13 protein-coding genes are annotated in these 15,362 nt (G+C 55.6%); 2 read left to right on the forward strand and 11 right to left on the reverse strand.

Annotation, left to right across the window (positions count from 1 at the left end; all coding sequences use genetic code 11):
- Position 1 precedes the first annotated feature (1 nt).
- The gene (locus tag ACKXGA_RS09285; protein WP_097782885.1) at positions 2-325 is read right to left on the reverse strand and encodes a PadR family transcriptional regulator; all 324 of its coding nucleotides are present in this window, start codon (positions 323-325) and stop codon (positions 2-4) included.
- A 468-nt stretch (positions 326-793) separates the two neighbouring features.
- Between ACKXGA_RS09285 and ACKXGA_RS09290 the strand changes: the two genes are divergently transcribed.
- On the forward strand, positions 794-1,264 hold the full coding sequence (locus ACKXGA_RS09290) for an XRE family transcriptional regulator (RefSeq protein WP_423729341.1): 471 nt from the start codon (positions 794-796) through the stop codon (positions 1,262-1,264).
- Between the two features lie 98 nt (positions 1,265-1,362).
- On the opposite strand, the gene ACKXGA_RS09295 is transcribed toward ACKXGA_RS09290, so the two are convergent.
- The 3 genes from ACKXGA_RS09295 to ACKXGA_RS09305 form a co-directional block, all read right to left on the reverse strand.
- Positions 1,363-2,775 carry an MFS transporter gene (locus tag ACKXGA_RS09295; RefSeq protein ID WP_423729342.1) on the reverse strand — a complete coding sequence of 471 codons (1,413 nt, stop codon included), beginning with the start codon at positions 2,773-2,775 and terminating at the stop codon, positions 1,363-1,365.
- Between the two features lie 338 nt (positions 2,776-3,113).
- Positions 3,114-4,631 carry a sodium/proline symporter gene (locus ACKXGA_RS09300; protein WP_423729343.1) on the reverse strand — a complete coding sequence of 506 codons (1,518 nt, stop codon included), beginning with the start codon at positions 4,629-4,631 and terminating at the stop codon, positions 3,114-3,116.
- A 177-nt stretch (positions 4,632-4,808) separates the two neighbouring features.
- Complete coding sequence (locus tag ACKXGA_RS09305) at positions 4,809-5,816, reverse strand: asparaginase (protein WP_423729344.1); 1,008 nt, start codon at positions 5,814-5,816, stop codon at positions 4,809-4,811.
- A gap of 290 nt (positions 5,817-6,106) precedes the next feature.
- Between ACKXGA_RS09305 and ACKXGA_RS09310 the strand changes: the two genes are divergently transcribed.
- The gene (locus ACKXGA_RS09310) at positions 6,107-6,961 is read left to right on the forward strand and encodes an NAD(P)/FAD-dependent oxidoreductase (protein ID WP_423729345.1); all 855 of its coding nucleotides are present in this window, start codon (positions 6,107-6,109) and stop codon (positions 6,959-6,961) included.
- A gap of 56 nt (positions 6,962-7,017) precedes the next feature.
- Here ACKXGA_RS09310 and ACKXGA_RS09315 read toward each other — a convergent pair whose 3' ends face one another.
- The 7 genes from ACKXGA_RS09315 to ACKXGA_RS09345 all read right to left on the reverse strand — a co-directional run bounded on the left by ACKXGA_RS09315 (position 7,018) and on the right by ACKXGA_RS09345 (position 15,151).
- The gene (locus ACKXGA_RS09315; protein ID WP_186851183.1) at positions 7,018-7,479 is read right to left on the reverse strand and encodes a hypothetical protein; all 462 of its coding nucleotides are present in this window, start codon (positions 7,477-7,479) and stop codon (positions 7,018-7,020) included.
- 29 nt (positions 7,480-7,508) lie between these two features.
- Positions 7,509-8,471: a GTP-binding protein gene (locus ACKXGA_RS09320; protein ID WP_098924119.1), complete on the reverse strand. Its 963-nt coding sequence runs from the start codon at positions 8,469-8,471 to the stop codon at positions 7,509-7,511.
- A 31-nt stretch (positions 8,472-8,502) separates the two neighbouring features.
- Complete coding sequence (locus ACKXGA_RS09325) at positions 8,503-9,720, reverse strand: GTP-binding protein (protein WP_423729346.1); 1,218 nt, start codon at positions 9,718-9,720, stop codon at positions 8,503-8,505.
- A gap of 318 nt (positions 9,721-10,038) precedes the next feature.
- Complete coding sequence (locus ACKXGA_RS09330; RefSeq protein ID WP_423729347.1) at positions 10,039-11,514, reverse strand: glycoside hydrolase family 32 protein; 1,476 nt, start codon at positions 11,512-11,514, stop codon at positions 10,039-10,041.
- A 24-nt stretch (positions 11,515-11,538) separates the two neighbouring features.
- A complete protein-coding gene (locus tag ACKXGA_RS09335) occupies positions 11,539-13,209 on the reverse strand; it encodes an extracellular solute-binding protein (RefSeq protein WP_423729348.1) in 1,671 nt (556 codons plus the stop codon).
- Between the two features lie 75 nt (positions 13,210-13,284).
- Positions 13,285-14,220: a carbohydrate ABC transporter permease gene (locus ACKXGA_RS09340; protein ID WP_373274340.1), complete on the reverse strand. Its 936-nt coding sequence runs from the start codon at positions 14,218-14,220 to the stop codon at positions 13,285-13,287.
- Positions 14,204-15,151 carry an ABC transporter permease gene (locus ACKXGA_RS09345; RefSeq protein WP_423729349.1) on the reverse strand — a complete coding sequence of 316 codons (948 nt, stop codon included), beginning with the start codon at positions 15,149-15,151 and terminating at the stop codon, positions 14,204-14,206. The genes ACKXGA_RS09340 and ACKXGA_RS09345 overlap by 17 nt, the downstream gene beginning before the upstream one ends.
- Positions 15,152-15,362 lie beyond the last annotated feature (211 nt).

Consider the following 15,362-nt stretch of genomic DNA (forward strand, 5'->3'; position numbering starts at 1 on the left):
ATTAAATCTCCTTTGAAATCCTTTCCGCTAAGTCGATTAATTGATGAAGTCGATCTATTTCGGTTTGGACAGCCTCCTTTCCAGAAGGTGTTATTAAATATACTTTTTTTCTGCTTGTACTTTCAGTGCTTTGTAATTTAATCCATCCTTTTTGTTCTAACGAGGATAGAGCACCATATAATGTCCCTGCTCCTAATAATACCCTTCCGTTTGTTACTTCCTCAACAAATTGAATGATTGCATATCCATGCCTTGGTTCATAAAGGGACAAAAGTATTAAATCTGTAACTTCTGTAAGGGTTCCCCCTTGCACATAGTCTTTCATAGAACCTCCGCTTCGAATATGTGCCCTTTATCCAAATTGATTGTCACATCGGCTAAATACGCATTACCAAGGTGTTCAGTTTCCATGAGAAATCTCCTTTTTTTGTGCGTGAAACTATTCATAGGAAGCAGCTATGCTATGTGGCTTAGTCACTATGAAAGCTCATTTACGATGAGGTTGATGCTTCACGAAACCGTTCGGCATGGAGAATCGTACACATTGATTCGTCCAAGCTAATTATATCGTTAACCGTAATAGTAATCAAGAGTTTATAAAGCGTGTCTTTGAATTTTGTGACATTGAACAGGTTATAGAAAAGCTTTTTGTGAAATATCATGTCAAATATTGTAAGCGTGGGTTACACTTAGTAAGTGATATCTTTAATTAAGGGAAACGGGGGTCGGCCTGCCGGACATCAACACGCTGGAACCACTGGCCGACGCGCTGGGGCTGACCCTTGCCGACCTGATGCACTGCCGTGACCCGCAGGAAGCAGATATTGCACCGGAAGTCCCGCTGGAAGATTTCTTTACCCTGCTGCGCCGTCAACAATCCATTGACTGGCGCTCGGTACGGGCAGTTTTGTTTTGGCTCAGTGCCGCACTGGCCATCTGGGGCATCCTCGCCTGCCCGGGCCGGATGGCCGTCCACTGGCGTACCCTGAGCAATGGGAACCTGCAGGCAGACGGCTGGCTTCCCTCCTGGGTGTTTTTCCCATTGTTCGTCGGGATAGAATTTCTCTCGCTGGAGCTCTGGAACAACTTTGAGCAGACCGGCTACTACCGACACTGGGGTGAGATAGGTGCCTCCGTCACCCGCTCCATGAACTTCTGCTCCCCTGCTGTCCGGCTCTGGAAGTTTGTGCTCGATCTGCTGTTCTTCTTCGGGTTCGGCTTCGCGATCCCCTGCGCTGAGATGATGGCGATTCTGATCAACTGAAAAAAAGAAAGCCCTCCCGTCGCTCAAGCGAAAGGAGGGCTTTCTATCATCTTATCAGAAGTTTCCCCGTTCTTCTATTCCTCTGATTATAAGATCATTTACTTTTCGTTCTTTGCCCGGCGTTCTTTCAGATCGCTTTCCATCTGCGCCAGGGTCTTTTTGTCCAGATTGAACACCACGCCGTACGCAATGATCATCACGATATAGCTTCCCAGATACATGACCGGCACCAGATAGCGCATCCGGGTTGCCACTTCGATCGTCTGTGCAGCCTTCAGAGATGCATCATAGCCCAGTTTGGTTGCCAGAACAAGGCCCAGAGAAGGTCCGATGCCCTGTGCAAGCTTACGGAAGAAGGAGTGCAGTGCATAGGTAGTGCCTTCTTCTCGCACACCAAATTTCCACTCGTTATAATCGATCGCATCTGCCATCAGAGACCAGCTCAGGCAGCTTCCGATGCCACCGCCCAGCATTGCAATGACCTGACACAGGACATAAAGGCTGAGGCCCCGGCCGTCCGGTGTGATGGGCAGAACCAGCATCAGGACGTACGCCAGCGCACAGACGACTGAACCAAAGGTCACAGCTTCTTTCTTGCCAAAGCGCTTGACGATACGGCTCACAAAAGGACTGAAGATGAAAACGCCAAAGTAGGAGATCATACCCACAAGGCCGGAGATCTTTGCATTCTTGAAATAAGCCTGGAACAGGATCTGACCTGCAGTAGAGGCACCATACATACCAATAAACGTTGCGATAGGTGCCAGCGTTGCGCCCACAGCCGGGCGATTATGGATAAAGTTGTTGAACGCCTTCACGATGTTGAACTTCGGTGCATCCTCTTTCAGAGTGATCGTGGTGTCCACACGCACCTTTGTGTTCGTGACCATAAAGCGGAAGCAGATCAGACCGATCACACCCATGATCAGAGCAATGACAAACATCTGCTCACCACGCAGGTTGTTCTGGTTATCATAAATGATCACCGGAATCAGCATACCGGTCAGAAGCGCACCGCCCATAGAACCAATGGAGCGGAAAGTCGACAGCTGTGCACGCTGGATCGGGTCATCCGAGATCAGAGACAGCATCGAGCCATACGGCACATTTGCAACGGTGTAGAAAGCATCCCAGATCATATAGCCTGCCACAAACAGAATATTCTTGACCATACCGGGAGCCTGCGGGAACGGCAGATAGCAAAGTGCACCGGCCACGGTCAGTCCGATCGCACCGAACCAGATATAGGCAAGGAACTTGTTCCGGCGGTATTTATGCGTATCCGCATCTACCATTGCTCCGATAATCGGATCGTTGATTGCGTCCCAGATCTGCACGATCAGCAGAAGGGATGCCATCAGGTAGTTGTCGATCCCCATAAACTGCGTCCAATAAATCGTCAGGTAGCCTTTGAGTGCAAAACTCATATTGCAGCCAAAGTCACCCGCTGCGTATGCAAGTTTATCACGCAATCCAAACCCTGCAGACGCATCCACTGTTGATTTCCCCATGAAAATACTCCTTTCTGAATTTTCCGGACAATTTTGGCACACCGCCCGCAAGCCGTATGCATATTTATGAATCCATGATACGGCATCTCTTTCCAAAATGTTAGAATTTTTTTACGATTCCGCCTGAATAATTTACGATTTAAAAGTATTTCTTGTTGTATTCTTTAATTCGTGCAGCGTTTTCGTGATTCTGCACAAGCAATCTTTTCTTTTTTTGTATGCAAAATATTTTTTCTTAGCCGAATCTTTTCTTTGTTGAGAATGGCGTTGTGCGCCGAACATAAAGCAAGGGCCATTGCACGAGAATCTGTGCAATGGCCCTTGCTTTCTATTGCTTCTTATTTCGCCGCCTCAAACTCGGCTTCGATCTCCTTCGAGGGGGCGGGGGTGACCAGGCTGACCACCATGCAGACGAGCAGCGAGGTCAGGAAGGCGGGCAGCAGCTCATAGATGCTGAACACGCCGCCCAGCGGACTGATGAGGTACTTCCAGACAAAGACCATCAGGCCGCCGGCGAGCATCCCGGCCAGCGCACCCTGCCAGTTGCAGCGCTTCCAGAACAGGGCGCAGAGCATCACGGCACCATACGCGCCGCCGAAACCGGCCCATGCAAAGCTGACGATGCCGAACACGCTGGAATTGGGGTCACGGGCCAGCACCACGCCCACCACGCTGACACAGATGATGGTCAGGCGGGCGGCAAACAGGCTCTGGCGTTCGGTCAGCTTCATGTGGCCGAACTCCTGCAGGATGTTCTGGGAGACGCTGGACGCGGCGGCAAGCATCTGGCTGTCGGCGGTGGACATGGTGGCGGCAAGGATGCCCGCCAGGATCAGGCCCGCCAGAACGGCTGCCAGAATGCCGTGCTGTGCAATGAGGTTTGCAATGCGGACGATGACCGTCTCGCTGGAGGAGCCGCTCAGGTACTCCAGCGCGCCTGCCTTGGTCATGCCAAGGCCCACCATGCCGATGATGATGGAGGCGGTCATGGCAATGACGACCCACACGCTGGCAATGCGGCGGCTGAGTACCAGCTTCTTTTCATCCTCAATGGCCATGAAGCGGAGCAGGATGTGGGGCATTCCGAAGTAGCCCAGGCCCCACGCCATGGTGGAGACGATGTCCAGCAGGCTGTACGAGGTGGCCGTGCCCTCGGCGGCGTTGTGGCTGGCCATCATGGTCAGGTAACCGGGCAGGCTCTGGGCGTTGGCTACAACGGCATCCCAGCCGCCTGCCGCGCCAATGCCGTACACCAGCACAGCCACAAGGGCCAGACTCATCACGATGGACTGGATGAGGTCGGTGGTGGTAACGGCGCGGAAGCCGCCCGTGATGGTATAGCCCACGATGACGCAGGCCGAGACCACCATGGCCGCCATGTAATCCACGCCGAAGAGGCTGTGGAACAGCTTGCCGCAGGCGGCAAAGCCCGAAGCCGTGTAGGGCACAAAGAACACGATGATGATCACCGCGCCCAGTGCGTTGAGCAGATTGCGCTGGTCGTGGAAGCGCAGGGACAGGAACTGCGGCACGGTGATGGCTTCCAGATTGGCCGAATACCGCCGCAGCCGCCGGGCCACGATGAGCCAGTTCAGCCAGGTGCCCAGCGCCAGGCCGATGGCGGTCCAGCCGGGCGAGGCGATGCCGGTGAGGTAGGCAAGGCCCGGCATTCCCATCAGCAGCCAGCTGGACATATCGCTGGCTTCGGCGCTCATGGCCGTGACCAGCGGGCCCATTTTGCGGCCGCCAAGGTAGAAATCGGTGCTGTCGTTGTTGGACTTGCTGTATGCAAACCCAACCAACAGCATTGCCACCAGATAGATGATGATGGTGGCGATGATGCAGATGTTGGTCATATACTTTTTCCCCCTTGTCTTTCCAAATGAAAGTACGCTTCGATTTTACCACAGTAAAGCATCAAAGTGCAAGCCTTTTGGCAAAACTTTGTCCTGATTCGCCAAAAGTCCACGAGTGGCGGACAAAAAGTTTTCAAACAGAAACGGGAGGTGCCGGTGGGGCATCTCCCGTTTGTTTCAATGATAGAATGTATCAAAATTGATCTGCCGGTAGAACCGCTGCTGGAGCTGGTCAAAATTCTCGCAGTCCTGGGCCAGCAGCCACATGACCTTAGTGACAACGGCCTCAATGGTCATATCGTGGGCCTCCAGGAAGCGGAAGCGATTCTTGACCCGCTTGCCCACCTCGTAAATGCCCACATCGCTGCCCTCATAAGTGACCTGCGTGGTCAGGATCAGGATCTTGTGGGTCTGGTCGTAATCGCCCAGCTCCTCGGCAAAGGCATCCATGAGCCGCTGGGGAATGCCGCCCACGCCAAAGCTTTCCACAATGACACAGTCATATTGTTGAAAGATAGCCGGGATAAGCTCCGGCCCAAGGCCGGGGGTCAGCTTGAGCAGGAACACTTTTGGGTTCAGCGCCCGGCCAAACTCCACAGGGCCGGTGGGCCAGGGCGAAGCCACATACCGTACCAGCCGGTCGCCCTGCACCAGCGCCAGCGCCGGGAAGTTGACCGACGCAAAGGCATCGTAGCTGATGGTCTTGTTCTTCTTGGCGCGGGTGCCCGCAATGACGTGCCCGCCAAACACCACCATCACACCCCGGCTGCCCGGGTCAAGGGCACAGATCACGCTGTCCCGCAGGTTCTTCTTGGCATCGGTGATCTCGTTGGAAATGGGCTGCTGGGCACCCGTGAGGATGATGGGCTTGTCCGCATTCTGAATGAGGTAGGACAGCGCCGCCGCCGAGTAGGCCAGCGTATCGGTGCCGTGGCAGATGATGAAGCCATCGTAAAGCGCATAGTTTTCCTGCACGGCCTTGGCCATCATCAGCCAGTGCTCCGGGCCAAGGTCGGTGCTGTCGATGCTGCACAGGTTGAGCGTTTCCGGGCAGCAGAGCTGCTGCAATTCCGGCAGATGGGCCAGCAGCTCCTCGCTGGTCAGAACAGGCTTGAGCCCCTGTGCGGTGCGCACGCTGGCAATGGTGCCGCCGGTGGTGATAAAAAGCAGTCGCTGCTTGGACATAGGTTTTTCCCCTCCATGGTGTCGATTTTTGCGATATTTTCAGTATAGCACAGTTCATCGGAGATGAAAAGTGCGGGGAGTTGAGGTATAATAGTTATCATAAGATCAATCCGTCCTTTGTACAACCCCTCAGTCTCGCATCCGCTCGACAGCTCCCCTAGTAGGGGAGCCCTTGGCATTGCGTAAAGCCTTGCCTCTTTGCCAAGGCCTCTCCTACTAGGAGAGGTGGCATTGCGAAGCAATGACGGAGAGGTTGGACAAAAGCAAACCTACCACAAGGAGAAACTGCCATGTCTAACATTGTGATTATCGGTTCCGGCCCCGCAGGTGTCTCGGCGGCATTGTATGCCGCGCGCGCCGGGGTGCAGACCACCGTTCTGACCAAGGGCCCCGGCGCACTGGACCGGGCCGAGCTCATCCAGAACTACTACGGCTTTGCCGAACCCATCACCGGTGCCGAGCTGGAACGCCGGAGCATCGAGGGTGCCAAGGCCGTGGGGGTGGAGTTCGTCACCACCGAGGCCGTGGGCCTGACCTACACCGACAAGCTGACCGTGGAGACGCTGGCCGGGGATTTCCCTGCCGATGCCGTCATTCTGGCCACGGGGGCTTCCCGGGCAGCGCCCCGCATTCCGGGCCTTGCCGGGCTGGAGGGCCACGGCGTGAGCTACTGCGCCACCTGCGATGCCTTTTTCTACCGCGGCAGGGATGTGGCCGTGCTGGGCAGTGGAGAGTACGCCCTGCATGAGGTACAGGCCCTGCTGCCCGTGGCCCATAGCGTCACCCTGCTCACGGGCGGAGCCCCGCTGACGGCACAGTTCCCGCCGGAAGTGGCCGTGCGGACGGAAGCCGTGGAAGCCATCCTCGGTGAAGAGCGGGTCACCGGCGTGCAGCTGAAAGACGGCGGGACACTGGAAGTCTCCGGCGTGTTCGTGGCGCTGGGCGTGGCAGGCAGCACTGCCCTGGCCCGCAAGCTGGGAGCCGAGGTGAACGGCAGCCGGATCGTGGTGGATGACCACATGCAGACCTCCCTGCCCGGCCTGTATGCCGCCGGAGACTGCACCGGCGGGCTGCTGCAGGTCGCCAAGGCCGTGTACGAGGGTGCCGTGGCAGGCACCGAAGCCGCCAAAGCCCTGCGGAAATGACCCAGACAGAAAAAGGACGCTGTGCCCTGCGGTACAGCGTCCTTTTATTGCTTTGCTCAGCTCTTGCAGCCGGATTCCTCTTCGATGCCGGTGAAATCGCTGGCCTCCGCGATCTTGGTGGTATCGAACTTGCCGTTCTCATCCTTGGGGGCAACGGCAGGGCCTGCCTCCACAGGATTCACGGTCGTTTCCTCTGCCGCAGGCTTTTCCTCGGCAGGCTCCTCTGCCCGGGCAGCTTCCACCACCGGGGCTGCAGGAGCAGTCTCGGGCTCGGCAGGAGCCTTTTCAAAGGCAGGGGGCCATGCGTCACCGGGAGCGGTCTCCTTGGCCTCGCCCTCGGCGTAGGCTTCGGCAGTCTTTTCGGCCTCGGCGGGGTCCTTTTCAGCTTCCTCGGGGAACTCCACGTTTTCGACGTGGAGCGGGTCCTTGTCGTTCAGAACTTTGTCCAGCACGACGATGGCGGCACCGGTAACAGCCACAGCGGCAGCGGCACCCAGAACACGGAACAGAGTTTTCATGGTGAAGTCCTCCCTGTATAAGATAGGATTTAAGAGAATGTTACGACATCGTTCTGCGGCTTTTCGGCGGGCTCCACCGAGATAGCGGTCAGCACCGGGCCCTTGCCGCGGTAGATGTTGTGGAACTTGTAATTGACCTTGGCGGTCACAGTGACCCAGGCGCGCTGCTCCAGTGCCTTGTAGCCATCATAGCTGCAGGGGAAGCCCACGAACTGGATATCCTGCACACAGCAGGTCATTGCAAAACGGCCGGGCACAAAGCTGTTTTTGCCAGCGCGGTTGGTCTGGCAGACCTGCGCCAGGAACCGGACGGTCTTGCCCACATACTTCTGGGGCTCGTCCTGGCAGTCCATATACCAGATGCCGAAATCGTCCTCGCCGATCTCAACGATCGGGGCGTTCAGATCGAAGGGCAGCGGGTCGGGGATGTCATCGTATGCCACGCTGCCGTCGGCGAACTCATAGGCGATATCGCACTTGCGGGAGGCCTGACGCACCAGCTTGTGCAGCTCCTGACGGGCGGCATCGTTGTTCACGGCCTCGGCGCGGTTGAACACGATCAGCTCACTGCGGGCGATTTTGTCCAGCAGCAGAGAGCGCATGGAGTTGTCGCGGGCGTAGGTCAGGGCCGTGGTGCCGTCGGCCGTGGCGATGCACTGGTAGACGATCCAGTTCTCGGGCAGGTTGTTGGCCAGATCCTGCAGCAGCCACATGCCGTTGTACTCAATGACCACACGGCCTGCACCGGATTCTTTTTCGAGCCTGGCCAGATTCTGGGGGTTCAGCTCCGCCTTATCCTCAAGGACCTTGAGGGTCACGCCGGGGAAGGCGAACTTCTTCTCGTTATATTCTTCCTCGCCCTCTTCGCAGACCAGCAGCAGGGTTTTGTCGCCAGAGTCGAAATTGGGGTCTTCAAAGGTCTCCTGAATGAACTTGGTCTTGCCGCTTTCGAGGAAGCCCACAAACAGGTAAACCGGGATCTCGTTTGCCATAATCGGTTTTTCTCCTTACACAACTTGCAGCTCAGCAGCCAAACAGTGCGGCGATGGCCTTTTCGTCCAGCTTGGAGCCGATGACGACCAGCTTGCCGCCCACGTCGGCACCGCGCTGACGCACTTCCCACTCGCCGGGGACGTAATCGAACTCCAGCCAGCCGTCGGCACCGCCGTCCACGATGCCCTTGGAGCGCAGGATCATGCCGTACTTGCCGCCGTCCAGCTCGGTCAGTGCATGCTCGATGTCTGCCTTGCTGAACTTCTTGGCCGTCTCGACACCCCAGCTGGTGAACACCTCATCGGCATCGTGATCGTGGTGATGGTGGTGATGGCCGCAGCAGCAGTGGCCGTCCTCATCGTGGTGATGATGCTCATGCTCATCATGGTCATCGTCATCCTCATGGTCGTGGTCGTGATGGTGGTGGCAGCAGTGGTCCTCGTGGTCATCCTCTTCGTGGTCGTGGTGATGCTCGTGCTCGTCCTCATCATCGTCGTCATCGTCATCGTGATCATGGTGGTGATGGCCGCAGCTGCACACACCGTTCTCATCGTAATGATGGTGATGATGCTCGTGCTCTTCTTCCTCGTCCTCCTCGGCGTGCTTCTCATTGGCCTTGGCAGCCATGGCGATCAGCTCTGCCTTGAAATCGTCCTTGGAGGACATGGCCTTCAGGATCTGCTCACCGGTCAGGGAATCCCATGCGGTGGTCACGATGGTTGCGGTGGGGTTCTTCTCGCGCAGCATGGCAACCGCAGCGGCGATCTTCTCCTCGCTGGCGGTCTGGGTGCGGCTCAGGATGATGCAGCTTGCGTGGCTGATCTGATCATCATAGAACTCACCGAAGTTCTTCATATACATCTTGACCTTGTTGACATCGGCCACGGTGACAAAGCTGTTCAGCTTCACATCCAGATGCTCAGCCACACCCTCCACAGCGCGGGTGACATCGCTCAGCTTGCCCACACCGGAGGGCTCAATGACGATGCGGTCGGGGTGGTACTGCTCCACCACCTGCTGCAGAGCGGCACGGAAATCGCCCACCAGAGAGCAGCAGATGCAGCCTGCGTTCAGCTCGTTGATCTGGATGCCGGACTCCTTCAGGAAGCCGCCGTCGATGCCGATCTCACCGAACTCGTTTTCGATCAGGACCACCTTCTGGCCCGCAAAGGATTCCTTGATGAGCTTCTTGATCAGGGTCGTCTTGCCGGCACCAAGGAAGCCGGAGAAAATATCGATATTCGTCATAATGCTGTATGCCTCTTTCTTTTTCCAAAAGCCCGCAAGGGCCGTTCAGCAATCAGAGCCGCAGAGTGCTGGCTCAAAAATCTTACACTCCTATTATAACAAGGCTGTCAATGGGAAACCGCCTTTTTTGATGAGAAAATTGTAACTTTTTTTGCAGTTTGGCTGCGTTTTCAGAAAACGCTGCCTCCCGGACACAAAAAAGCCCCCGGAACGGGGGCAGAACGCATAGAACCCATACAAAAACACAGCCCCGCTTTGGCGAAGGAGAAGCCAAAGCGGGGCTGTATTCAATGAAGGAGAAATGATGGGAATATCAGGTTACAGATTCAGCTCAAACTGTTCTGCCGTAACAGTTGCTTTGCCATCGGCAGCAAAGGTGATGCCGTCGGCAGACTGGGGGGTGTAGATCCACGCGGTCATGGTCTGCTCACCATCGTTGGCGAAAACTTCGATGCTGTTCTTATCCAGCAGGATGCGGAGCTTGAGCGCACCGTTCTGGCTGCGCACCTTGCAGCTGCGGCGGTGAACGATGTCGGCACGGGAACCGGCATAGCTGCGATCCAGCGTCAGCTCGGAGGTGTAGGGATCGTAGGTCAGGCTGGTGTGATGGTCTGCGTCAACAGCCAGTTTCAGGGTGAAGGAGCGGTATTCGCCGGGCTGCACCGTGACGGTCAAATCGGCCACACGGCCCTTGATGCCTTCCAGAGAAGTTTCGCTTTGCACCGTCACATTTTCGTGGAAGGTGCGCTTACCGTGGACGGCATCCAGCTCCCGCACGGGGGTCTGAAGAATGCGTCCGTCCTTGATGTGCAGCTCCCGGGGGCAGATGGTCTGCCCGAACCACTTGCAGCCCTGGGGCTTATCCTCGGTGTCCGACCAGGTCTGCAGCCATGCGGTCATGATCCGGCGGCCATCCGGGGCAAGGGTGGTCTGGGTGGCGTAGAAGTCGATGCCGCCGTCCATCAGCTGCACATTTTCCTTGGTGAAAGTGTGGGTGGCTTGGTCGTAGCTGCCGATGAAGGCAATCACGTTGTGACCGTTGTGGAACTCGCCCTTGGGCAGCATCTCCATGGGTCCCAGCATCAAGACCTGCTTGCCATCCAGCGGGAAGAAGTCCGGGCACTCCCACATTTTGCCGTACTGATTATTGCAGCGTTCCAGCACCGTGACAAAGTGCCAGTCGAAACCGTCCTTGCTCTGGAACAGTGCCGCTGCGCCGCTGCCGTCCTCGGTCAGGCAGACGGTAACGACAGAGTAGGTGCCGTCGGCCTCACGCCAGATCTTGGGGTCCCGGAAGTCGAACCTGCTGAAGCCTTCCGGCAGGTCTTTCTGGGTCAGCACCGGGTTGCAGGCGGGCTTTTCGTAGTTGAGACCGTCACCGATGGCAATGCTCTGGGTCTGGATATCCCGCATCTCCCCATTGGGCTGCTTTTCTGCAATCACGCTGGTGTACATCAGCAGCTGCTTGCCGTCATCCATCTCGGTGGCAGAGCCGGAGAAGCAGCCGGGGCCGTTGTCCACCGGGGAATCCGGGGCAAGTGCACAGGGCAGATACTCCCAGTGCAGCAGGTCGGTGCTGACGGCGTGACCCCAGTGCATGGGCGCCCACCGCACATCGTAGGGATTATACTGATAGAACAGATGATACTGCCCCTTATAGTAGGAGAAGCCGTTGGGGTCATTGAGCCAGCCCACATAGGGGGTCATGTGGTAAGCAGGGCGTTCCGCCGGGGTAATGGCAGCGCCGTGCTCGGCCTCGTAGGCACGGGCTTTTTGTAAAGTCAAATCGTTCATGGAATCCTCCAAAGGAAAGAATTCTTATGCGTAGTAAGCATCCAGATATTTCTGCATAATGCCCAGATAGTCGGACAGGCCGTAGGCTTCCAGCTTGCTCAGATAGTCGTTCCACTCTGCATCCTTAGTGCCGTTCATGATCCAGTTCGCCTTCTGCGTATTCATGTAGGTCTGCAGATCTGCCTGCAGGTTAGAGACCTGCTCGGTATCCTCGTTGCTCATAAAGACATTGGGATAGACATAATCGTTGTTCATATCCGGGGTGTAGATATCCTTGATCCAATCCAGACGGTACTGTGCATCGTCCGGGCAGGTAACGTATACACCATAGTAATCATCCAGAACCGCCAGAGGCCCGCCGACACACTGCGCCTCACGGACTTCCACGGGAGAAGCATCGCCCAGAGGAGCGTGCTTCAGCATGGGCTCGCCCTTATCGTTGGTGGACAGTTCAAAAATGTTAAAGCCTTCTGCATCGCCGTAAGTACCCCAGTTGTTCTGAGGAGACTGGAGAGGTGCGTACATCTGATCCAGCCATGCACAAACCAGTGCAGGATTAGTCGCCTTTGCGGTGACAACGCACTTGCCGCGGGCAAAGCCGCTGGTGAAAGAGCCGTTCTGCGGAGTGATATTCCGGGTATCGGCGGTCAGGGCAGGCAGCGGCTCCCAGTCGGTCAGGTTGTCAATGTTGGCAACATCCCAGCTGAAGCAGACACCATAGCGGCCAGCCTTGCCCTTGGAAACATAGGTGGACCACTCCTGTGTGAAGCACTCCGGGTCAATAAGCTTTTCGGCATACAGCTTGTGCAGCCAGTCCAGACCATCACGGTAGCCCTGCTGGGTGGCGGCACAGATGACTTTCCGGTCGTTGGTAACAGCGATATGGCGGTCTTTGTCTGCATCGCCGTAGCCTTCGCCAAAGCCATTGATGAGGATGCTGGGGTCCTGATCGCCATTGTTGACGATGCAGGACATGGGGATGATGTCGCCGTCAATGCCATACTCTGCCTTGATAGAAGCGGCGTTATCACGGAATGCCATCAGCACCTGCTCAAACTCGTCCACCGTGGTGGGCATCGACAGACCGAGGAAGTTCAGCCACTTGGTATTGATGAAGCTCATGTTGCCAATGGTCTGGATGGCGGTCTTTTCTGAGCCGAGCTGCTCGATCCAGGGCAGTGCCCAGATGTGGCCATCGCTGTCGGTGCACATGGTGCGGTACTCCGGGTACTGCTCAAAGACCTTCTGGAGATAAGGCATATTGTTGTCAATGTAGTCTTCCAGATTGAGGATGACACCCTGATCTGCGTAGCGCAGCAGATTGCTGTCGGTAAAATCAGCAGTAAAAACAAAATCCGTCAGGGTGTTGGGGTTGGACATATTCAGGGTGATCTTATCGCTCCACTGGTCGGACTGGATGGCGGTCCAGTCGATGTGCACATTGGTCTGCTCTTCCAGACGCTTGAAGATGGTGCGGTTGTTCGGCTCGGGTTCGCTGCCCACAGGGAAGCTGGTCATACCGGTAAAGGTGACCTTTTCGGACAGCGGAAATGTAACGGCACCGGTCACGTCCACAGCTGCGGCAGCAGAATCGCCGCTGCCGGTGGATTTGCCGCCACAGGCAGACAGAGCAGCGGCAGAGCCCGCCAGAGCGCAGACCTTGAGGAAGTTGCGGCGAGAGATCAGCTTTTTCATGGTATTTTCTCCTTTTTTATGTTTCTTTTTCGTGTAACAGATGAGCGTACCGGCTCATAAAAATCTGGAATATCCTCAGCCCTTAATGGAACCAGCCATGATGCCGGCATCAAAATACTTCTGGAAGAAGGGATACATCACCAGCAGCGGCAGACTGGAAATAATAATGGTTGCATATTTGAGCAGCTCTGCCATCTTCGCACGTTCGGCAGTGCTCTGGATATCTGCGATCATGCCGGATTCCGGCTGGCTCTGGATCAGGATGGAACGCAGCACCAGCTGCAGCGGCTGCTTCGATGCGCTGTTCAGGTAGATCATGGCGTCAAAGTAGCTGTTCCACATTGCCACGAACTGCCACAGGGCCAGAACTGCCACCACCGGCATACAGACGGGCAGCAGGATCTTGAAGAAGTAAAGCATCTCGCTGGCTCCATCCACATCCGCAGCTTCGCGCAGCTCACGCGGGATGCCTTGATAATAGGTACGGGCAATGATCATGTTCCACACGCTGAATGCTCCCGGCAGAATGACCGCCCACATGGAATCCAGCAGACCCAGATTGTTGATGAGCAGGTAGGTGGGGATCAGACCGCCGCTGAAAAACATCGTGATCACAAACAAGGTGTTGAAGATCGTTTTGCCTTTGAAGTCCGGCAGCGACATGGGATAAGCGGCAAGCATCGTCACAGCGACCGAGATGATGGTGAAGATGATCGAGTAAAGTACTGCGTTCTTGAAGCCGACCCAGATCTGCTTGTCCGAAACGACACGCTGGTAAGCATCCAGGCTCCACTTGCTGAAATCAAAGGAAATGCCCTTGTTTTGCAGAGTGACCGGGTCCATAAAGGACGCGATGACGATGTAGATCATCGGAACGATGATCGCCAGCAGGAACAAGCCCAGAAGTGCGTAGCCGCAGTACAGGATGATCTTATCTTGTCTGGTGTAGAGGGCCATTTTTGATTTTTTCTGTTTTGCCATGGTAAACCCCTCCTTACAAGCCCTTGCCATCGTTCATTTTGGCAACGATCTTGTTCACTGCGATCAGCAGGATGACGTTGACAACGGTGTTGAACAGACCGACTGCCGTGGAAAAGCTGTAATCGCCGTCCAACAGGCCCTTTTTATAAACGTACGTTGCAATGATCTCGGCAGTGTTCAGGTTCAGGTCGGTTTGCAGGGCATAGGCTTTTTCAAAACCGATGCTCATGATGTTGCCTGCCTGCAGGATAAACTGAATCACGACCATATCCTTAATGGCGGGCCACTCCACCGTCATGATCTGCTGGATCAGGTTTGCGCCGTCGATCATCGCAGCTTCCTTCAGATCTTTGCTGGCGTTAGAAAGAGATGCGGTGTACATGATGGATGCCCAGCCGGCACCCTGCCAGATGCCGCTGATGATGTAGATGGGGCGGAATGCTTCCGGCAGCGTCATAAAATTGATGCTGGTGTGAAGCAGGCCGTTCACCGGGCCGGTGACACTCAGCAGCACCCGGACGATGCCGCACAGCACGATGACCGAGATGAAGTTGGGCATATACAGCACCAGCTGCACCTTCTGCTTGATCTTCTTGCTCTCGATACGGTTGAGCAGGAATGCCAGCAGGATGGGGATCGGGAAGCCCCACAGCAGGCCGTAGACGCTCAGCTTCAGGGTGTTGATCAGATAGCGCTGGAAGTCCGGCGAGGACATGAAGCGGGTAAAGTTTTTGAAGCCTACCCACTCGCTGCCCCAGATGCCCCTGAAGGGATTGTACTTCTGGAACGCGATCAGCACACCGCCCATGGGAGCGTACTTGAACACCAGCGTCAGCGCCACGGCAGGCAGCAGGAACAACAGGTAAAGCTGCCAATGCCGTTTGATGTAGACCCATGTGTTGTGCAGCTTGCGTTCTGCTGCCAGCACAGCCGTTTCCGACGAGGCTGTCTTTGCTTTCATGAATCATTCTCCTCCTTTTTGATTTGTTTGCCGCTTGATTTGCATTTTACATTTGCACCTTTGAGTTTTGCACTTTTTACTTTGATTGTGCAAATGTAAAACTCTGTAATTCATTTATACCACGCAAGCAAGCGAATGTCAACGATAATTCATAGTATATATCAAGAAATACTGTGGATTTGTACAGATGCACAAATTCGAACGTGCGCAA

The sequence above is a fragment of the Faecalibacterium hominis (ex Afrizal et al. 2022) genome (genome assembly GCF_049545105.1).
Lineage (GTDB): Bacteria > Bacillota > Clostridia > Oscillospirales > Ruminococcaceae > Faecalibacterium > Faecalibacterium duncaniae.

Coding starts and splice junctions, on each gene's coding strand:
- ACKXGA_RS09325 (WP_423729346.1), bottom strand. CDS start 9,720: ATGACGAATATCGATATTTTCTCCGGCTTCCTTGGTGCCGGCAAGACG.
- ACKXGA_RS09285 (WP_097782885.1), bottom strand. CDS start 325: ATGAAAGACTATGTGCAAGGGGGAACCCTTACAGAAGTTACAGATTTA.
- ACKXGA_RS09310 (WP_423729345.1), top strand. CDS start 6,107: ATGTCTAACATTGTGATTATCGGTTCCGGCCCCGCAGGTGTCTCGGCG.
- ACKXGA_RS09335 (WP_423729348.1), bottom strand. CDS start 13,209: ATGAAAAAGCTGATCTCTCGCCGCAACTTCCTCAAGGTCTGCGCTCTG.
- ACKXGA_RS09305 (WP_423729344.1), bottom strand. CDS start 5,816: ATGTCCAAGCAGCGACTGCTTTTTATCACCACCGGCGGCACCATTGCC.
- ACKXGA_RS09315 (WP_186851183.1), bottom strand. CDS start 7,479: ATGAAAACTCTGTTCCGTGTTCTGGGTGCCGCTGCCGCTGTGGCTGTT.
- ACKXGA_RS09290 (WP_423729341.1), top strand. CDS start 794: ATGCACTGCCGTGACCCGCAGGAAGCAGATATTGCACCGGAAGTCCCG.
- ACKXGA_RS09345 (WP_423729349.1), bottom strand. CDS start 15,151: ATGAAAGCAAAGACAGCCTCGTCGGAAACGGCTGTGCTGGCAGCAGAA.
- ACKXGA_RS09340 (WP_373274340.1), bottom strand. CDS start 14,220: ATGGCAAGGGCTTGTAAGGAGGGGTTTACCATGGCAAAACAGAAAAAA.
- ACKXGA_RS09295 (WP_423729342.1), bottom strand. CDS start 2,775: ATGGGGAAATCAACAGTGGATGCGTCTGCAGGGTTTGGATTGCGTGAT.
- ACKXGA_RS09300 (WP_423729343.1), bottom strand. CDS start 4,631: ATGACCAACATCTGCATCATCGCCACCATCATCATCTATCTGGTGGCA.
- ACKXGA_RS09330 (WP_423729347.1), bottom strand. CDS start 11,514: ATGAACGATTTGACTTTACAAAAAGCCCGTGCCTACGAGGCCGAGCAC.
- ACKXGA_RS09320 (WP_098924119.1), bottom strand. CDS start 8,471: ATGGCAAACGAGATCCCGGTTTACCTGTTTGTGGGCTTCCTCGAAAGC.